Source organism: Poseidonibacter lekithochrous, assembly GCF_013283835.1.
Classification (GTDB): Bacteria; Campylobacterota; Campylobacteria; order Campylobacterales; family Arcobacteraceae; genus Poseidonibacter; species Poseidonibacter lekithochrous.
This window is the reverse complement of sequence record NZ_CP054052.1, coordinates 937,349-957,570: the sequence shown is the minus strand read 5'-3', so window position 1 is coordinate 957,570 and position 20,222 is coordinate 937,349. Positions and strand designations below refer to the sequence as shown.

At 28.2% G+C, this 20,222-nt stretch carries 21 protein-coding genes; 6 read left to right on the top strand and 15 right to left on the bottom strand.

All coding sequences use genetic code 11. The features are described from left to right. Nucleotides 1-6: 6 nt before the first annotated feature. Together ALEK_RS04690 and ALEK_RS04685 are read right to left on the bottom strand one after the other, a co-directional pair. Entirely contained in the window at nucleotides 7-1,962 is a 1,956-nt protein-coding gene (locus tag ALEK_RS04690; RefSeq protein ID WP_071627330.1) for a TonB-dependent receptor domain-containing protein, read from the bottom strand. 96 nt (nucleotides 1,963-2,058) lie between these two features. Then, complete coding sequence (locus ALEK_RS04685; protein ID WP_071627331.1) at nucleotides 2,059-3,657, bottom strand: glycerol-3-phosphate dehydrogenase/oxidase; 1,599 nt, start codon at nucleotides 3,655-3,657, stop codon at nucleotides 2,059-2,061. A gap of 82 nt (nucleotides 3,658-3,739) precedes the next feature. On the opposite strand from ALEK_RS04685, the gene ALEK_RS04680 reads away from it, so the two are divergent. From ALEK_RS04680 to ALEK_RS04665, 4 genes are read left to right on the top strand one after another with little or no spacing between them, the layout of a single operon-like run. Continuing rightward, nucleotides 3,740-3,988, top strand: a complete 249-nt coding sequence (locus ALEK_RS04680; protein ID WP_071627332.1) for a hypothetical protein — start codon at nucleotides 3,740-3,742, stop codon at nucleotides 3,986-3,988. Nucleotides 3,989-3,998: 10 nt separating this feature from the next. Continuing rightward, on the top strand, nucleotides 3,999-4,397 hold the full coding sequence (locus tag ALEK_RS04675; protein ID WP_071627333.1) for a hypothetical protein: 399 nt from the start codon (nucleotides 3,999-4,001) through the stop codon (nucleotides 4,395-4,397). Next, nucleotides 4,398-5,363, top strand: coding sequence for a hypothetical protein (locus tag ALEK_RS04670; protein WP_071627334.1), 966 nt, complete (start codon nucleotides 4,398-4,400; stop codon nucleotides 5,361-5,363). Further along, nucleotides 5,360-6,244, top strand: a complete 885-nt coding sequence (locus ALEK_RS04665) for an MBL fold metallo-hydrolase (protein WP_071627335.1) — start codon at nucleotides 5,360-5,362, stop codon at nucleotides 6,242-6,244. Before ALEK_RS04670 ends, ALEK_RS04665 begins: the two co-directional genes overlap by 4 nt. Nucleotides 6,245-6,260: 16 nt before the next feature. On the opposite strand, the gene nth is transcribed toward ALEK_RS04665, so the two are convergent. From nth to greA, 6 genes are read right to left on the bottom strand one after another with little or no spacing between them, the layout of a single operon-like run. Then, nucleotides 6,261-6,908 carry an endonuclease III gene (gene nth, locus ALEK_RS04660; RefSeq protein WP_071627336.1) on the bottom strand — a complete coding sequence of 216 codons (648 nt, stop codon included), beginning with the start codon at nucleotides 6,906-6,908 and terminating at the stop codon, nucleotides 6,261-6,263. A gap of 24 nt (nucleotides 6,909-6,932) precedes the next feature. Further along, nucleotides 6,933-8,906 carry an excinuclease ABC subunit UvrB gene (gene uvrB / locus ALEK_RS04655; protein WP_071627337.1) on the bottom strand — a complete coding sequence of 658 codons (1,974 nt, stop codon included), beginning with the start codon at nucleotides 8,904-8,906 and terminating at the stop codon, nucleotides 6,933-6,935. 3 nt (nucleotides 8,907-8,909) lie between these two features. Further along, nucleotides 8,910-9,470, bottom strand: a complete 561-nt coding sequence (locus tag ALEK_RS04650; RefSeq protein ID WP_071627338.1) for a hypothetical protein — start codon at nucleotides 9,468-9,470, stop codon at nucleotides 8,910-8,912. Then, entirely contained in the window at nucleotides 9,467-10,165 is a 699-nt protein-coding gene (locus tag ALEK_RS04645; RefSeq protein WP_071627339.1) for a metallophosphoesterase, read from the bottom strand. The genes ALEK_RS04650 and ALEK_RS04645 overlap by 4 nt, the downstream gene beginning before the upstream one ends. After that, nucleotides 10,155-11,159, bottom strand: coding sequence for an N-acetyl-gamma-glutamyl-phosphate reductase (gene argC / locus ALEK_RS04640; RefSeq protein WP_071627340.1), 1,005 nt, complete (start codon nucleotides 11,157-11,159; stop codon nucleotides 10,155-10,157). Before argC ends, ALEK_RS04645 begins: the two co-directional genes overlap by 11 nt. After that, on the bottom strand, nucleotides 11,159-11,644 hold the full coding sequence (gene greA / locus ALEK_RS04635) for a transcription elongation factor GreA (protein WP_071627341.1): 486 nt from the start codon (nucleotides 11,642-11,644) through the stop codon (nucleotides 11,159-11,161). Before greA ends, argC begins: the two co-directional genes overlap by 1 nt. A gap of 62 nt (nucleotides 11,645-11,706) precedes the next feature. Between greA and ALEK_RS04630 the strand changes: the two genes are divergently transcribed. After that, nucleotides 11,707-12,357 carry a tRNA threonylcarbamoyladenosine dehydratase gene (locus ALEK_RS04630; protein WP_071627342.1) on the top strand — a complete coding sequence of 217 codons (651 nt, stop codon included), beginning with the start codon at nucleotides 11,707-11,709 and terminating at the stop codon, nucleotides 12,355-12,357. A gap of 63 nt (nucleotides 12,358-12,420) precedes the next feature. Next, entirely contained in the window at nucleotides 12,421-13,323 is a 903-nt protein-coding gene (locus ALEK_RS04625) for a chemotaxis protein CheV (protein ID WP_071627343.1), read from the top strand. A 78-nt stretch (nucleotides 13,324-13,401) separates the two neighbouring features. Here the strand turns inward: ALEK_RS04625 and argH are convergent, their stop codons facing one another. The 7 genes from argH to ALEK_RS04590 all read right to left on the bottom strand — a co-directional run bounded on the left by argH (nucleotide 13,402) and on the right by ALEK_RS04590 (nucleotide 19,974). After that, nucleotides 13,402-14,796: an argininosuccinate lyase gene (gene argH, locus ALEK_RS04620; protein ID WP_071627344.1), complete on the bottom strand. Its 1,395-nt coding sequence runs from the start codon at nucleotides 14,794-14,796 to the stop codon at nucleotides 13,402-13,404. Nucleotides 14,797-14,851: 55 nt separating this feature from the next. Next, complete coding sequence (locus tag ALEK_RS04615; RefSeq protein WP_071627345.1) at nucleotides 14,852-16,120, bottom strand: hypothetical protein; 1,269 nt, start codon at nucleotides 16,118-16,120, stop codon at nucleotides 14,852-14,854. A 4-nt stretch (nucleotides 16,121-16,124) separates the two neighbouring features. Then, nucleotides 16,125-16,559 (bottom strand): hemerythrin domain-containing protein, encoded by a 435-nt coding sequence (locus tag ALEK_RS04610; protein WP_071627346.1) that lies wholly within the window; start codon nucleotides 16,557-16,559, stop codon nucleotides 16,125-16,127. Nucleotides 16,560-16,633: 74 nt separating this feature from the next. Next, the gene (locus tag ALEK_RS04605; protein ID WP_071627347.1) at nucleotides 16,634-16,813 is read right to left on the bottom strand and encodes a hypothetical protein; all 180 of its coding nucleotides are present in this window, start codon (nucleotides 16,811-16,813) and stop codon (nucleotides 16,634-16,636) included. A 32-nt stretch (nucleotides 16,814-16,845) separates the two neighbouring features. Next, nucleotides 16,846-17,613: a sulfite exporter TauE/SafE family protein gene (locus ALEK_RS04600; protein ID WP_071627348.1), complete on the bottom strand. Its 768-nt coding sequence runs from the start codon at nucleotides 17,611-17,613 to the stop codon at nucleotides 16,846-16,848. 153 nt (nucleotides 17,614-17,766) lie between these two features. Next, a complete protein-coding gene (locus ALEK_RS04595) occupies nucleotides 17,767-18,747 on the bottom strand; it encodes an iron-sulfur cluster assembly scaffold protein (RefSeq protein WP_071627349.1) in 981 nt (326 codons plus the stop codon). A 30-nt stretch (nucleotides 18,748-18,777) separates the two neighbouring features. Continuing rightward, nucleotides 18,778-19,974, bottom strand: a complete 1,197-nt coding sequence (locus ALEK_RS04590; protein ID WP_071627476.1) for a NifS family cysteine desulfurase — start codon at nucleotides 19,972-19,974, stop codon at nucleotides 18,778-18,780. Nucleotides 19,975-20,222 lie beyond the last annotated feature (248 nt).

Here is a 20,222-nt window from a genome sequence, read left to right as displayed (position 1 = left end):
CTTTGATTAGAATTTAAATTTTAAATTAGTGTAAAGGTATCTACCTGGTTCATTAATTAATTCTGTATCACCAGTTCCAATATATTTAATATCATTATATGTATTTGTACTTGCATAAGTTTTATCAAAAATATTATCAATTCCAGCAGCTAATTCAAAATGCTTATTAACCATGTAATCATATTTTACATTAAACACTGCATATCCTGGTAATTCTTGCTCCCCATTATCTGAATCATAATCACTCCAAGATTTAACTGCTAAAACTTGTGTAGTAAACTTTGATTTGTTATTTTCATAAGTTAATGATAAATTAGCTTTTAATGGTGGAATCTCTGCCATATCTTTATCACTTTGACCCGCTAACGGATCATCTTTTTTACCTTTTAAGTATGAAGTTCCATAATCTAAAGTAAACTCATCATTGATAGCATATAAACCACTTATTTCAATTCCATAAATCTTAGCATCAATATTTTCAAATGTTGTTCCATTATTATTGTAAACATAATCTTTTAATACAGAATAGAATACTTTTGTTTTTAACATAGAGTTTTCATAATTTTTTTGGAAACCTAAATCTAACTCATAGTTTTTAGTATCATCTAAATCTTCATTTCCACTACCACTGTAATATAACTCTCTTGCATCTGGAACTCTTGATGATTTACCAATTCCTGCAAAATATTTTGTAGTATCATTAGCATTTAAAACAGCAAAGATATGTCCATTTAATGAATTATATTTATTGTCTTTTTTTGTACTTGAGTCTGTATCTATTTTAGTATTATCAAATCTAGTACCAACTTCTAAATCGATATTACCAAATGAACTTTCATGTTTTGCAAAGATAGCTTTGTTTGTTGTATCAGTTGAAGGTAAACTTGTCATATCAACACTTAAGTCATTATTGAACTTTCTACCTTTCCAATTTCTAATACTAGTATCTAAACCTAAAGTTAAAAGTGAATCATTTAAATTCATTGTATTTTTAACTTTGGCACCCCAAATTGATGATTTCATATGGTTAGTCATTTCTTTCATCATAGTTGCATTGTTTCTTAGTTTTACACTCATTGGATGATCAACTTTAGAGTAGTAATATTCAGCTTTTAACTCTTTTGAGTATTTACCTAAATCTCTTTTCGTATAAGATATTGTATAAATATCAGAATCATCATAATCAGCATCCATTGGAGTATTTGGATACATTACCTCATCACTTCTATTTAAAGTATAAGATAAAGCTAATTCTGAACTATCATCAATATTTACTAAGGCTTTTGTTAATAATGTTTTCTTTTCATAAGCTTTTTTATTATCTGCTTCTGATGAGTATTGATTTGCCATTGGCACACCGTGTTTCTTTTGTTGTTCTTTAAAATTATTACCATTTCCATCTTTATATGGATCTGATTCTTCTGTAGAAGCAGAAATCAATAATTTTACTCTTTCATTACCACCTTGAATAGTAGTTGATAATTTTCTATATGAGAAACTTCCAACATTTAGATTTACTTCACCTTTAAAGTCTTTGCTTGGTTGTTTTGTTTTAATCTTAACAGCACCACTTAACGTACCAAAGTTTTCAACATCATAAGGACCTTCAATTACTTCAACTGATTCAATATTGTTTGTTAATACATGAGATGTTGTAGGATCCATTCTATTTGGACATGCCCCATAGATTTTACTATTATCAATTAATACATTGATATTATCTTTTTTAGCACCTCTTAAAATAATATCATTAGCAATACCTGATCTTCTTACTAGTGAAACCGAAGGAATATTTTTTGTTAAAGCTTCTGCTAAATCAGCAGACTTAATTTGATTCGCGCTTACATCTTTAACAGTCTTCATATTTACTTTTTCTACAACACTAATATCTTCTAATGTTGTTTCACTTGCATTTAGTATCATTGCAGTACAAACAAGTGATAATGAAACAATCTTTTTCATTTAAAATTTCCTTGTGATAAATTAGTGAGATTATCACAAAGAGGTGTTAATTTAATATTAATTTTTTGTTAATTAAATGTTAAGTAATATAAGTTTTTAGAATAGTTCTTCTATTAGTTTTTTAGATTCATTTAACTCATTTTGGAATTTATCATTACTCCATAAAAGTTGAACTTTAAAGGTTTGGCATACCATAAGCAAACACTCTAAAGACTTCTTTTTGTCTATAAAACATAAAGATATTCTTCTTGCTAAAAAATCAATTGGCTTCTTTGCAAACTCATGTTTTATACAGTAAATTATCTCTGCTTTTATAAAAGGTAAATCCTTATGTATTAATTCAAAAGCATTATATACATAAGCTATTGATAAAATTCCTAAAGCCTCACTTCCATATAGATTTAATAAACTCTGTTTTGTTTGTTTTGATAACTTATCATGTATTTCTAATTCTTTTTTTATTTTTTTTAGATTTTTCCTTGAACCATGTACTTTTAGATGTTTTGTTTTACTTTTTTTAACTTTTTTATTTATACCTTTTTCACATACATAATCAACTAACTCTTCTGCCATTTTTCTATAAGTAGTCCACTTACCTCCAGCAATTGAAATTAATCCACTATCTGAACTTAGTATTTTATGTTCTCTTACTATCTCTTCTGTATGTCCATTACTAAGAGGTTTTACAAGAGGTCTTATTCCACTCCATACAGATAATATATCATCTTTACAAATTTTAATATCAAAGTATTCATTTATATGTTTTAATAAATACTCTATCTCTTCATTAGATGCTTTTGGTTCTTTTGTATATACTGTCTTTTCATCACTTGTACCAATTAGACATTTACCCAAGTAAGGTAAAATAAATATCACTCTACCATCTGAGGTTTGTGGAATTAATATCCCCTCATCACTAGGAAGAAACTTTTTATCTAAAATCAAATGAATACCAGAACTTAAACTTAATATTTCTTCTACTTTCTCATCATCTAATAATCTTATATTATCTACATTAGCCCCAGTAGCATTTATTATATATGAAGCATCTACACTAAACTCTTCATCTGTAATTTTATTTGTATATTTTAATGATTTTATTTTATGTTCACTATCATATATAAATTCTTTTACTTCACTATAGTTTCTAACAACTGTTCCATAATTTTGAGCACTTTGCAATAAAGCAATAACCATACGAGAATCTATAAACCTTCCATCAAAAAAAGATACAGCACCTACAAGGTCTTTTTTCTTTATACTTGGCTGCAAGAGACTTAATAAGGTTTTATTGATAAATGTATTACTTCCTATACTTTTCTTCCCTGAGATCAATTTATAAAGTAATAAACCTATATATACATAGATTATTTCAAAGTTATTATATATGGGAGTATCTAATTTTAGTTTTTTTGCAAGATGAGGAGCATTTTTGATAAATAAGGCTCTTTCATATAAACCCTCTTTTACAAGATTAAATTGTTCTTTATCTAATTGTTTTATTGCTTTCTCTAAATACCTAACTCCCCCATGAATTAGCTTTGAGCTTTTAGAACTAGTTCCTGAAGCAAAATCATTTTGTTCTAATAATAAAACACTAAGTCCCCTACTACTAGCATCCAATGCAATTCCAGCCCCAGTGGCTCCCCCACCAATGACTATAATATCAAAAGAATTATTATTAACTAAATTCATAATTTATTTCCTTATGTAATAATATTTAGTATAACATTTTTTGCTAACATGAGATATAATACTAATAAAAAAAGGAAACGATTTGAGTAAGATCACTTTAGATGTTGATAAGAAAGATGTAAATACAGTATTAACTATTTTAAATAATTTAAAAGCTGGGTTAGTTAAAAATATAAATGTTGATAATAAAGTAATCACAAATTCAATGCAAGGTAAAAAAGCTGTTAAACAAGCTATCTTAGAAGATGAATTTATTGCAAAACCAACTACTACATCAAAATATTTATCAAAAGCAGCATATAGAGAAAAACTAAACAAATCATCAAAATAGAAGGATTCAAATGCAAATTTTAATATTTTCACTAATTATTATTGCACTAATTGTTTATATTATTTATAAAATAAAAAAAACGTTTACAAAAAAAGAGCTTACTATATTCTTTTCAGTAATAGCAATTATTATTGCAGGATTAGTATACGCTAATAATGAAAATGAAAACAAACTACCAGATACTTTCAAAGCAAACTATCTTAAACAAAAAAATACTGAGATATTAAAACTATCAATAAAACAAACAAGTTTTGAAGTATTAAGTAATAGTAAAGAGATCTATAATTTTATTTATATAATAAATAAAGATGGAAAAGAGTTCGTTTGTGAAGCAAAAGATGTTGAAGCACAATTAATAGAAGACGAATATGTTTTCAAAGAATATAAAGAAGAATGTAGAAAAAAATAGATGAATGATTATAATGAAAACCTTGAATATGCAATAAATGAAATAGAAAAACTAGATAGTGATAAGCTAGACTATAAAGTAAAAACTTTAAAAAAAGCTTTTGATATCACTTATGAGAATGAGCTTTTAGCTTTATATGATTATGATAGTAAAGTTCAGGATGAATTAAAACTAAAACTATTTTCATCACTTACACAATATAGTGGAAGTTTATCTTTTCTAGTTATTCAGATATTAGCAGCCAATTCAATTATGAATAAAAACAAGTTCAAAAAAAGAAAAAAATACTTCAATAAAAAATGTGGTATTGCTATAAATCACTTAAGATCAAAAGAGACAAAAGTAGTAGCGAGAAAATGCCAAGGTGGATATAAACTAAATGGTATTTTAACTTGGGCTAGTGGATATAAAATATTTGATACTTTATTAATTGGTTTTCATTATGAATGTCATGAGTATGAAGTTCTTACAAAGTTTGAAGAAAGTGAAGGTTTTAGAATAGTAGATACTCCTAAAACTTTTGTTGGTCAGAGTTTAAATACTGTAAATATTGAACTACATAACTATTTTGTAAAAGATGAAGATATTATATCTTCTAATAAAATAGGTAACTATACAAAAAATAAATCCTTATCAAAAACTATTCATTACTCACTTTATGGATTAGGAAAAGGTGTATTAAATCATATAGAAGATGTAGATTTACAAAAAGTATCTAAAAAAAGATTAGAAAAACAAAAAATAGCTTTCTTAGAATCTAATGATGGAACACAACTTGATAAACTAAGAGTTGAACTATTTAATCTAATTCAAAAAATGATTACAACAGCTATGATATATAATGGTGGAAAATCAATTTTAAGACAGCGACAACTACAAAGATATTATAGAGAATTAATAATGTTTAATTCAAATGGTTTAAACAGTAAAATAAAAGAGTTATTTATAGAAGATTTTCTAAAATGAAAAAACTAATATTAGTTTTTCTATTTCTTATTGCATCTGCCTTTGCCCGTGATATAAAAGTACAAGTTTTAGGTTCAGGAGGTCCTGAGTTAAATGATAATAGAGCTTCTAGTGCATATATTATTTGGGTAGATAATAAAAGTAAAATACTTGTAGACTTTGGTGGGGGAGCTGCACTTAGATTCGAAGAAGTAAAAGCAAAAATTGAAGACCTTGATATAATCTTATTAACTCACTTACATATAGATCATACAGCAGATTTACCAGCCTTACTCAAAGCTAGTTTTTTCTCTAATAGATTTAAAGATATAGAAATATATGGACCTGATAAAGGACTATTTGTTCCAGATACAAAAACTTTCATAAATAGACTTTTTGAAAATAAAAAAGGTGCTTGGGAATATATGGGAGATTTCTTAGATGGAAATGCTCAATTTAAACTGCAAACTACAGTTATTCCTTTCTCAAAAGAGATAAAAACTATATATGATAAAAATAATATCAAAATAGAAGCTATTAGTGTAAATCACGGCCCTATTCCTGCAACTGCATATAAAGTATCAATAGATGGTAAAAGTATCACGTTCTCAGGAGATATGAGTGGGAAATACAGTACTTTAGAAAAACTAGCTGTAAATAGTAATATTCTAATCGCACATAATGCAGTTCCAAAAGGTGCTCAAGGTGTTGCAAAAAACTTACATATGACACCAGATATTATAGGATATATAGCAAAAGAAGCAAAGGTTAAAAATCTTGTTTTATCACATAGAATGCTAAGAACATTAGGAAAAGAAGATATTACAAAAAAAGAGATAAGAAAATATTACGAAGGCAAAATAAATTTTGCGGAAGATAAAAGTATTTATTTAGTGCAATAATGAAACTAATGTTTCATTATGCAGGTTTAAAACTTTGTGTTGTTTTACAAACATGAGGGAAAAGACAGTTATCACAATCAGGTTTTACAGCCTTACAAATGTATCTTCCAAATAAAACCATTGCTTGATGGAAAATATGTAAATCATGACCTTTTAGTTTCTTCACTAAATCAGCCTCAGTAATCTCAACTGTTTTACCATCACTAAGTCCAAGTCTATGAGAAACTCTAAATACATGAGTATCTACGGCCATTAGATTTGCACCTTCAAATTCAATCATAAATACATTTGCAGTTTTATTTCCAACACCTGAAAGCTTCATAAGCTCTTTTTGAATATGAGGGATTTCACCATCATAATCTTCTAATACTGTTTGAGCCATTTTTACAATATTTTTTGACTTATTATTAAAAAATGAACAGGATTTAAGTAAATCTTTTACTTCACCTACATTAGCAAAGGCAAGTTCTTTAACACTTGGGTATTTTTCAAAAAGTGCCGGAGTTATAATATTTACTCTTTTATCTGTACATTGAGCTGAAAGTATAATAGCTATTAATAACTCATAATCATTTTTATAATCTAACTCCGTAACTGCATCTGAGTATTTCTCTACAAATGCATCTTTTATAATTTCTATTTCTTTTTTTGTGGCTTTTTTCATTATCTGTCCTATAAAAAATTAAAATTAAATCTTTTTAACTTTATCTATTTCATCTCTTAATCTAATTGCTTCTTCAAAATTTAAATCTTTTGAAGCTTTTTTCATTTGTTTATTTAACTCAACTAAGATTTTCTTTCTCTCAGAGGCTGGCATTTTTTCAACTTTTTCTTTTTTCCAAGCTGTTTCATCATACTCTTCAAGTTTTAGACTTCCATCTAATCTTCTCTTAGTTGATTTTGGAATAATTCCATGCTCTTTATTGTGAGCTTCTTGGATTTTTCTTCTTCTATTAGTTTCATCAATTGCAAACTGCATAGAGTCTGTTATTCTTTTAGCAAAAAGGATTACTTTACCATTTTCATTTCTAGCACCTCTACCCATAGTTTGAATAAGTGCTGTACGTGATCTTAAGAACCCTTCTTTATCTGCATCTAAAATACCAATAAGTGAAGCTTCTGGAATATCAAGACCTTCTCTAAGTAAGTTAATTCCAACAAGTACATCAAACTCACCAAGTCTTAGTTGTCTAATAATATGGTTTCTTTCAATTGCATCAATATCAGAGTGCATATACTTAACTTTGATACCTAAATCACTATAGTATGAGCTTAATTCTTCTGCCATCTTTTTAGTAAGAACTGTTACTAAAACTCTTTCGTTTTTAGCAACAACTCTTTTGATTTCATCATGTAGTTTTTCAACTTGGAATTCAGAATCCATAATTTCTATTTTTGGTTCAACTAATCCAGTTGGTCTAATAATTTGTTCAGCTACTACCGTTGATTTCTCAACTTCTAGTTCATTTGGTGTTGCCGATACAAAAAGATATGAAGCTTTCTTTTCAATAAACTCATCAAACTTTAGTGGTCTATTATCCATAGCACTTGGAAGTCTAAATCCATAATCAACTAATACTTCTTTTCTAGATCTATCAGCTGCATGCATTCCTCTAAATTGAGGAAGGGATACATGTGATTCATCAACAATTAATAAAAACTCGTCAGTCATTGATTCAAAATAGTTCATTAGTGAGTATGGAGTTTCACCTGGCTTTTGACCAGTTAGATGTCGAGCATAGTTTTCAATACCTTTACACATTCCAGTACCTTCAATCATCTCTAAATCAAACTCGACTCTTTGTTTTAATCTTTGATGTTCAACTAGCTTGTCATTCTCTTTTAGATTAAATAATCTCTCTTCTAATTCTTCTTCTATTTGTTTTACAGCAACTGCTAATTTATCATTTGATACAACAAAGGGATTAACAGAATAGATAATTACTTCTTCAACCCCTTGAGTTTTATTATTTGTAAGATATTCATGTTTTGTAATAGATTCTACTTCATCACCGAAGAATTCAACTCTAATAAATTCATCTTCATAATAAGCTGGGTAAATATCAATTACATCACCATTTACTCTAAAATCAGATCTATCAAAAAACTTATCGTTTCTTTTATAACCCATCTCTACTAGTTTTAGTAAAAATTCTCTTTGTGAGTATTCATATCCAACTTCAATTCTTTGAACCATTGCTTTATACTCTTCAGGATTTCCTAAACCATAGTTAGCAGATACAGAAGCTACAACAATAACATCATCAAAAGAAAGTAATGAAGCAGTAGTACTAAGTCTTAGTCTCTCTAATTCTTCATTAATAGAGGAATCTTTTTCAATAAATAAATCAGTTCTTGGAATATAAGCTTCCGGTTGATAATAATCATAGTACGAAATAAAGTATTCAACATGGTTATTAGGGAAAAATTGTTTAAACTCAGAATACAGCTGTGCTGCTAGTGTTTTATTATGAGTCATAATCAATGTAGGTTTTTGAGTTTTTTCAATAACCTTAGCCATTGTATATGTTTTACCAGAACCAGTAACACCTAAAAGTGTATTATATTTATTACCTTCGAGAATAGAATCACTTAAAGCTTCTATTGCTTGTGGTTGATCTCCTGCTGGTTCATATTCACTTACTACTTCAAACTTTGCTATGACTTACTCCTTGAAGTTATTTCTATTGATTAAATAATAAAAAATTACCGAAACATCTCTACTTGTCCAAATAATTTCATTACATAATTCATCTTTATTTCTATCAACATTTACTTGATTTAGATACTTACTTTCAATTCTTTTCATTAATCCTAAAATATTTTCATTGGGTTGATTTTCAATAGATGGATGAAAAGTACCTTTTTGTGTTGGCACATAAAAATTGTATTTAATTTTTACAGTTCTTAAAAGTAGTGATACTTGCCAAGTATGCCACTCTTTTTTATCTAAAAAACTCTCTTGTTTTGAAGCATAATCTAAAGCTTTAAAAGTATCAAATATTTTATTACAAGCTTGAAATAAAGTATGATTATCAAACTTTTCAACCCTATTTGGTAGTTTCAAATCAGAACACATAGTTTTAGGTTCTTCATCTTTTTGGATACTTGTAGTATTTGTTTTTACAGTAGTAGATTTTGAATTATTCTTTTTTATTAAAATAATTACCAAAAGAATTAATAGAATTAATACGGGGATAACAATAGCAAAAAATAAAATATTCATATTTGTTCTCCTATAAATTTATTGTCAATTAATCTCATAAATTTATTATCACAACATAAAGATGGAATATTTACATAAGTTTTATTATCTACATTATATGTGCCACCTTGGTGATAATGTCCTTCTATAATTATATCACTTTCATAAAAAGAAACTCTTCTTTTTACAAGTCGCTCAAAATCATTCATTCTATGACAAATGTTTTTTCCCAATAAAGAGTTCTCAATTTTCTTAGAGATTTTATAATTAAAATCAATAAGATTCATAAATCGAAGGAAGATTGTATTTCTAATAAATTTACAATATAAATTATAATGCCAATTAATAAAATTATCTCCGTGAGATAAAGCAACACTTTTATTCTTATATTGAGCAAAGAATGGTTGATTTTCTCTTTTGATTACTTTTATGTTAGGAAATAATATTGCAAGATTATAATCATGGTTTCCTTCTAAATAAACAATCTGTATTTTTGAAGAAAGATAATTTAGAATATCAATAACTTTTTTATTCTCTTTTATAAAGTATTTACTTTCACCTGAAATAAAATCAATCATATCACCCATCAAAAATAATTGAGTAGTACAGATTTCTTCATTTTGAAGTTTTTCTAAGAATATTAAGAATTGTTGATTTTTTTTATTGAAGTGAGAATCAGCTACGAAAATAGCTGATTCATTAATATTAAGGTACATAGGCTATTTTTGGGATACCTTCGTTTTCTTCATAACCACACATAATATTTGCATTTACTACAGCTTGAGATGAAGCTCCTCTTAGTAAATTATCAATTGAAGAATTAATAAATAGTGCTTTTTTATTTCTTGCAACAAAAATATCACAGAAGTTTGTACCTGCTGTTGATTTTAAATCAACTGGTGATTTTCTAACTCTTACAAATTCAGAGTTTGCATAAGTATCTTCTAAAATCTGCTCAACATCAATTTCATCTTTTAATGTTGCATAAACAGAAACTAACATTCCTCTAGTAACTGGTAATAAATGAGGAACAAAGTTTATTTGGAACTCTTTATTTTTAACTAGTTTAATTTTTTCTTCAATTTCAGGCATATGTCTATGTTTGAATGGATTATAAGCAAGTGTATTTTCATTTAGATTTACAAAATGAGCTATTTCACTTAGTTTTTTTCCAGCTCCAGAAACACCTGATTTTGCATCAATAAAAATTGGCGTTCCCTCTTGAATAAAATCAACAAAAGGTAATAATGCTAATAGTGATGCTGTTGGATAACATCCTGGATTTGCTACAAGTTTTGAGCCTTTAATATCTTCAGAATAATATTCAGGTAATCCATAAACAGAATCTTTAATATTCTCTTTGTCTTCATGATCACAATAATGTTCTTCATAAGTATCTAATTCTAATCTATAATCAGCAGATAAATCCACTACTTTTACATCTAGTTCTAATAACTCTTTTGCAAAAGACATAGATGTTTTATGAGGTAAAGCTAAAAATGCTAAATCAGCAGCTTTTGCTACATCTTTTGCATTTGCTTTTGATACTTCAATATTTACAACATCTTGTAAACAAGGGTGAAGTTCTTGTACATTCATTTCCCCTGTTGAATTTGCGATATAAGTGATGTTAAATTTTGGATGAGTTAATAAAATTTTGATTAACTCTAATCCTGTATAACCACTCGCTCCAATAATTGCTACATTCATTAGATTACTAGCTCCTTGTAAGATACACCTAATACTTCAAAAGTTTTAACTCCACCAGGTAAAGTAGCAGTAATTTCATCACCCTCTTCTTTTCCTAATAGTTGTTTTGCTAAAGGTGAGTTAAAAGAAATCAAACCATTATCTACGTTTGCTTCTACTCCACCAACAATTGAATAAATAAATTCTTCATCTGTATCAGTATTTACTAGTTCAACTGTTGAACCAAAACTTACTTTGTTATGGGGAAGAGTTGAAGGATCAATAATTATTGCTTTTGAAATAATTGAACCTAATTCTGCAATTTGAACATCAATTAGCGCTAATTTTTCTTTTGCAGCATGATATTCTGCATTTTCTTTTAAATCCCCTAATTGTCTTGCTTCATCAAGCTCAATTACGGTAGTAGGTCTCTCTTGAGATTTTAGAAAATCTAAACTTCCTGTAATCTTTTCGTACCCTGCACTTGTCATTGGTTCTTTATCCATCAATGTCTCCCAAAATTATAATTTATGATATAATACCGAAAAATTTTAAAAGAGTAGATTATATGCAATACGATAGAACAATAAAACTATTTGGTGAAGAAAAATTCAATAAATTTAAAGATGTAAAGCTTATTTTATTAGGTGTTGGTGGAGTTGGTAGTTTTGCCCTTGATGCTTTATATAATACTGGTATTAAAAACATAACAATTGTTGATTTTGATACTTATGAAATATCAAATACAAATAGACAACTTGGAAGTGTTGGAAATATTGGTAGAGTAAAAGTTGATGCTTTAAAAGAAAAATATCCAGAGGTTACTGCAATTCACGCAAAAGTAACTCCTGAGTGGATTGATAACTTTGATTTTTCTCAATACAACTATATTTTAGATGCCATTGATGATGTTAAACCAAAAGTTCATTTAATTAAAAGATATTACACAAAAGTAATCACAACTTCTGGTGCAGCAAAAAGAATTGATCCAAGTAAAATTGAATACAAATCAATTTGGGATACATACAACGATCCATTTATCAAAAAAATTAGAAATCAACTGAAAGAAGAAGGCTTTAAAAGGAAATTTAAAGTAATTTTTTCATCTGAAGATCCTAAGTGTATAGAAAAAGGAAGCTTTGAGGGAGTGACGGGTTCATTCGGATTAATGATGGCTTCAGTAACTATGCAAAAACTACTAAGAAAAATGGAAAAATAATTAAAGTTACTTAAAGAATAAAAGATATATAATAAATAAGTTTATACTTATTAAAGGATTCACATGAGCGGTATTAGTGGCAGTGTTGAGCAAATGACTCAAGCGCACCTTAGAAATGTTCAACAGTTGGCTGTTTTTTACACTGGTCACGATAATATTTATGCAATCAACATTGCAAAAGTAAAAGCATTTATAATTACAGAAGAAGTTACAATTAATGATACTCCAAAAGAGAGTGAAGTGATTGCAGGTATTGCAACTATTAGAGGTGAACCTGTTACTTTAATTAATTTAGATGTATGGTTAGGTTTAAAAGCACTTGAAATGAGTGAATATAAACTAATCATCTATTGTGAATTCAATCATAAGAAGATTGGTTTCTTAGTAAGAGATATGTTAGATATTGTAGAAAAAACTACAGATGAATTAAGACATACAGAAGAGACTAATTCAAAAATCACATATACAACATATGTTAAAGTTGATGAAAAAGACGAACTATGTACTGTATTTAATGCTGAGCAACTATTAAGAGATGTTGGTTGGACTGATGATGGAGAAGATGATGTTAAAAAGTTTGTTGATGATAAAATCGAAACAAACAAACTAATCTTAGCTGCTGAAGATTCAGGAGTTGCAAGAGAAGTGTTAAATAAATTCTTCAAAAAAACAGGTGCAAGATTTGAGATTTATGCAAATGGTAGTTTATTAATCAATAGATTAGATGAATTAGATCCAGAAACAGTAGGTATGGTTCTTACTGATATTGAAATGCCAGGAACTGATGGATACCAAGTAGCATCTTATGTTAAAAATACTGCAAAATATGCACATATTCCAGTTATAGTAAACTCATCTATGACAACTGATGCAGTAAGAGGAAAAATGAATCAAATTGGCGTTGATGCATTTGTAGGAAAAACTGACATTCAAACACTATTTGAAATGACTAAAAAGTTTTTATAATTAGATGAGATAATCTCATCTAATTCTTTTTTATTCTAAATTCTCATCCAGAGGATTTATTCTCCCCCTAGATTTTTATTATTTATTTTCTTCTAACCATTCTTTAAATACATCAATTTGATTTAATGTTTGTTGTGTTGAAGTTCCACCAAATGAAGTTCTAGCATTCATAGAGTTTCTTAAATCTAAATACATAATAATTTCTTCATCAATATCTTTTACTTCATCATTTGATTCTCTAATCTCATCAATTGTAAGCTCAGAAATATCTTTGTTTAAAGAGTTCGCTTTTTCAACTACATCTTTAGTAATATAATAAGCAGTTCTAAATGGCATGTTTTGTTTTTGAACTAAGAAGTCAGCTAAATCAGTTGCAGATAAGTGTCCAATTTTACAAGCACCTTCCATTTTATCAACATTTACAATCATAGTTTTAATAACTTCATTTAAAATCTTTAATGAAATTTCAATAGTTCGTACTGAGTCAAAAACACCCTCTTTATCTTCTTGAGTATCTTTATTATAAGCTAATGGTAAACCTTTCATTACAGTAAATAATGAAATCATGTTTCCATAAACTCTACCAGTTTTACCACGTAAAAGTTCAGGAACATCTGGATTTTTCTTTTGAGGCATAATAGATGAAGTTGTAGCATACTCATCACTCATTCTAACAAATTGGAACTCATAAGAAGACCAAGTAACTAACTCTTCAGAAATTCTAGAAATATGCATCATTGAAGTGGAAATATTAAATAAAATTTCTAAAGCAAAATCTCTATCAGATACAGTATCCATAGCATGTGCTGTAGGTGCTGTAAATCCAAGTTTTGAAGAAGTACTATCTCTATCAATATTATGTGGAGTTCCAGCTAGTGCTGCACTCCCTAATGGAGAGTAGTTATTTCTTTCATGTGAGCTTTCAAATCTTTGGAAGTCTCTTTTGAACATATTTGCATATGCTAACATGTGATAACCAAAGTTAAGAGGTTGTGCATGTTGTAAGTGAGTCATACCAGGAATTAAAGTTTCAGTATGCTTTGAAGCCACAGATACAAATGTTTCTACTAACTCTTGTAATTGAGCTTTAATTGACAAAGACTTTTCTTGAACATATAATCTAAAATCAGTTGCAACTTGGTCATTTCTACTTCTTGCAGTATGAAGTCTTTTTCCTGGTTCTCCAATAATTTCAGTAAGTCTATTTTCAACTGCCATATGAATATCTTCATAAGCTAATGAGAATTCAAATTTACCTGATTCTATTTCTTCTTTAACTTGTAATAAACCAGATTCAATAACTTCTTGCTCATCTTTTGTTAATACACCTCTTTCACAAAGCATTTGTGAATGTGCAATAGAACCTTTGATATCTTGAGAATAAAGTTCTTTATCGAACATAATAGAAGCATTAAATTCATCAAGAATTTGTGCGTTAGTATTTTTTAATATTTGATTGTTTTGAGTTGACATCTATATCCCTATGTTATAATAAGCTTAATTTTCGCGTATTATAACATAAGTGAGATTATTTAAAAGCAGACATATCCATTGGGTCAGTTTTTGCTATTTCTTTATATTTTAATCCACCATTTACACAGTTAATAAAAAATAGAATATTTGAAGCAATAAATACAACTGAAGCTAAGAATATAACTCCATTTATATAGTATGACAATACAAATAATACTATAGATGATAGGTGTAAAAAGAAATGGTATTTAATAAATTTTTCATCAATAAATTCTCTAATAGTTGGGACGTTAAAGTAACCTTTTGATGTTAAATGAAACCATGATAAAAATGGAATTATTTTATAAACCATTCCTTGTAATAATGAATATAAAAAACCTAAAGCAAATATAATAGCTAATATATAATTATCTTCCATTGCATTACTTAACCAAATAAGAATTGAGATAAGTAACATAGATAATGATAATTTCCAATACCAAAGTGTTACATCAAATACTGGTCTTCTTCTATTGTTTAAAGACTTAATCCCAAACAAAGCAAAAGAGCAAAGAAGTATTGAAAATAGTGCTTTTATAAAAAACATATCAAGTTCCATATAAAAAAATACAAAACTGATACATAATAGAATAAATAAAACTAGAGGCATTTTATCTTGCATTAATTTGGGGAAATCTAAAGCAACATAAAACATAGGAATCACCTGAAACGAAACTCCCATAATAAGTAATACAGCAAAACCAAATAATGCAAATAGTATATGTGCATTAACAAAAACGTAGTGGTTATCTGATATATTTGAACTTATGTGTCCACTAGCTATATAAGCTCCTAAAAGCACTGTTATTAGACCACATAAGGCAAATAACTTCATAGCTTTAACTGTAGAAGTTAAAAACTCTACTTTAAATAGTAACTTTATTGAATAAACAAAAAAAGTTAAAAAAGAAATACTTAGTAATAATACTGCTATATGAAGTGCAATTTTTATATTAAATATAAAATAAGCACTAAATGCTAAAGTACCCAAAGTAAGTGAAGTATGTACAATATTTGCAAATACATTTGGATTTGGAATAACTACTCCAGCTAAAACAGGCATCATTTGTTGCATAGCACCAAAAATTATCATCGCTAAAATACCTAAAGTAAATAAATGAACAGCCCCAATTGCTAAGGAAGAGTATTGGTTTGATATAGTTTCAAAAGGAGAGAAAAAGAAAACTAATCCTAATAATATTCCAAATATTGGTGCTGTCATAAAAAATCTAAATGGTATTGATATTGGTGGTGCTTGATCTAAGCTAAGTCCTTTATTGAACATCTATTTATAAAGCCTTCATATTCTCTACAACATTGGCAACATCATCAGCTAAATGAGCATCTGCCATTGCATATAACATTTGTTCTTCTTTCATATTATGTTGTTGCATTAACATCATTAAACTTTCACTTACACCAAAGAAATGATTTTGATCTTTTGAAACTAAATCATCTTTTAACTGATCAAGAATTTGTTTCATTTGTTCGTGTTCCATTCTCATCATCATTGTTGGACCTTGAGTCATTCCAGTTTTATCTTCAAAAGCTACAAACATAACTTTTTCTTCCATATCAAAATGGTGAAGTAAGTCAGATGAAAATTTATTAAACTTTTCATTTGCCTCATCCCAGTTTTCTTGAGATACTGCATTTTCCATATTTGCGAATTCTTCATCACATGCTCTGTGATCGTGAGTTAAAAAAGTTGAGATTGTTTCCATATAAATACCTTTTATTTTATTTATAGGAATATTATAAGAATAAGTGATTATTTTCATTGATAACAATCAATAATTTATTTCTCTAAATTATTGATTGCTTCTTTAATAATAGCTATAATTTTTCTTTTAGCTTCTGGTTCATCATTTTCTGGAACATCTAATCCAACAATTGACATATACTTTGAAACCAAAGAGTTTACATCATCAACTATTCCATCATGTAATTGTTTTAGTTCTTTATCTTGTGCTGTCATAAAATATCCTTTTTTATTATTATAGCATAAACTTAAGTAAAAATAATTTTAAGAATATTAGCACCTAACATAAATACAAGTACAAATATCAATACTTTTTTAATAAAGGCTTCGCCACCTTTAATAGCATAATGACTTCCAACATAAGAGCCTAACATATTTGATATAGCCATAGGAATAGCAATCATCCATAATACCTTTCCAGCCATCATAAAAGCAATTGCTGATCCTATATTAGTTGCTAAGTTTAAAGGTTTTGTAGAAGCAGTTGAAATAATATAATCTAAGTGTAAAAACTTCTTCATAGAAATAGTCATATATGTTCCAGTTCCAGGTCCTAATAATCCATCATAAAAACCAATAGGAGCAGTTGCCAATACAATATTCTTTTTTGATAATTCTGTTTTTTCTTCTTTAAATTCTTTACTTTTTTTCAATAAAAAAATTAATGCAATTGGAATAGAGATAAGAATTGCCCATTGAATTATATTATCAGGCACGTACATTACAAGTTCACTACCAATATAAGATGCTAATAAACAAGGTATTATTGCAATACTAACTACCTTTAAAGAAATCTTATTACTTAAATAGTATTTGATTGTTGCCATTAATGTACCAAATAGACTTGCCATTTTATTTGTAGCTAAAACAAAGATAGGTGGGATTCCACTATATAAAAGAACAGGAACTTGTATCATTCCCCCTCCTCCAGCTATTGAATCAATATATCCAGCAATAAAACCTGTAAGTATAAATATAATTATCCATGAAGTTGTTATATTTTCTAAAAATTCCATATATTCTCTTTAATATTTTTTCTTGATTATATCAAAAAGTTATGTGAAAATTACGTATAAAGCATATATTTATTAGACATAAAAAAAGGCCTGTGCTAAAAGCACAGACCTTTTGAATAATTGTTTATATTTATATCAGTATTTATTAAATTATTAGATTGGTAAAACTCTTAAGTTTTCATCAATTTTTTGTTTTAATACAGATTCGATTGCATATAAAGTTCCAGACGAACCAGACGCACATCCTGAACAAGCACCTAAGTATCTAATGTATAAATCATAGTGAGGAATGTTTTCTTTAATATCAATAATTTCCATGTTTCCACCATCCATTGCTAACATTGGTCTGATTTCTTCATCTAATAATGTATCAATTGCTTTAATTCTTTGAACTAAAGTCATTTTATCAAATGTTAATTCTCCAGATTCAGAAGCATCTGCAGCAGTTTTTAATTTTTCTTCTTCCATTTGTGCTCTAGTGTCAGCTAAAATATCAACTAAGTAATATTCTTTTTCTTCATGCCCACCAGGCTTAATACATGATTTACAGAAAGCTCCTGCTTTAGTAAAGTCAGTAATTTCTTCTACAGTTTTTAAGTCATTAATTCTAATAACTTCTCTTAATGTAGCTAATGAAACTCTTGCACATTCACATACAATAACTTCAGTTTCAAAAGATTCCATATCTACACCTTTATACTCAGATGCAGCTTTTTTGATAACATCATAAGCCATAACTGAACAGTGCATTTTTTGAGGTGGAACAGCTGGAGTATCTGCATTATCTCTTAAAGCAAATTCAACATCAATATTAGTAATTTTTACAGCTTGATCTACAGTTTTACCAACACATAACTCAGCCATAACATCAGAAGATGCAATTGCAGTACCACAACCAAAAGATTTGAATTTAGATTCAACAATCTCATCTGTTGTTTCATTTACAGCCCAGTATAATCTTACTGCGTCACCACATGATTCAGCACCGAAGTCAGCAACAATTAATTTTGTTCCTAATTCTTTTGCTCTCTCTTCTGTAATTTCACCTTGGTGTTGAGGGTTGTTCATTCTATTTACAACTTGGTCTGAATATTCATCCCAAATAGATCCGCTAATTAAATCATTTTTTGCCATTAGTCTTTCCTTTTAATCTTCTATTTTTTCTTATAAACCAGAGTTATGTGATTCTGGTGCGTATGCGTAAGAACTTGAAATAGCTCTTAATCTAACAATTGCGCCTTTAATAACATCAATTGCATAGTCAATTTGTTCTTCTGTATTAAATCTACTTAATGAAAATCTTACACCTGTATGTGCTAGTTCACTATCTGAACCAAAAGCATTCATAACTGGGTTTGCTTCTAAATCTTCAGATGCACAAGCACTTCCTGTTGAAGCTCCAACACCTTTTTGATTTAAATCCCATAACATAGATTCACCTTCAACACCTCTAATTGAAATTAAAGTTGTATTTGGAGTTCTGTTATCTTTACCACCAATAACAATAGTTTCTGGTAATTCTAAAATTGCAGATTCTAATTTATCTCTTAATTTACTTACGTGATTTTTTTCATAAGCTAAAGCCATAGTAGAAGTAGCTAAATGCATAGCCCATCCCATACCTACCATTGATGCAACATCAACAGTACCAGCTCTTTTTCCACCCATTTGTTCACCACCGTGAATTAATGGAGTTAACTCAGAACCTTTTTTAACATATAAACCACCAACACCTTTTGGTCCATGGAATTTATGTGCAGAGAAAGTTAAATAATTAATATTACAATCTTGTACATCTACTGGTACTTTACCAATTGCTTGAGTAGCATCTGAATGGAAAGCAACACCAGCTGCTTTACAAATAGTACCAATCTCTTTAATTGGGAAAACTTTACCAGTTTCATTATTTGCCCACATTACAGTAACTAATGCAGTTTCTTCTTTAATAAACTGTTTAACAGTCTCAGCTTCTAAGATACCTTCGTCATTTACAGGTAAATAAGTAACTGCAACTCCTTGAGTTTCTAAGAATTTACATGTAGCAGTAACTGCTGGATGCTCAACTTCAGTTGTAATGATGTGTTTTTTATCACCATTTAAAATTTTATCAATCCAAACACTTTTTAATACTGTATTAATACTCTCACATGCATTACCAGTGATGATGATATCATCTTCATCTGCTGCGTTAATACCTTCATATAAAAAGTCAAGAGCTTCAACCATTTTTGGATGAGTTCCAGCACCAAATTTATGTAATGAATTTGGGTTACCATATTTGTCACAGAAGAAAGGTTTCATTTCTTCATAAACTTTTGGGTCAACCATTGTTGTAGCATTATTATCTAAATATACTTCCATCATATTTTTGTTCCTATTTAATGATATTAATTATCACTTTTATTTATAATTATTTTTTATATTTCTTATTTGATTTTTTGTATTCTAATCTAAATAGGATAAAATTTGTCTTAATTGTCTTTCCAAGAAAAAATTTATTCCATTTTGTAACACAATACAGTAAAAGTAAATATAAATATTATTAATATAAATTATAAAATTCGCGAATATTATATTCAAATTTTGATAAATAAATCGACTTTTAATAA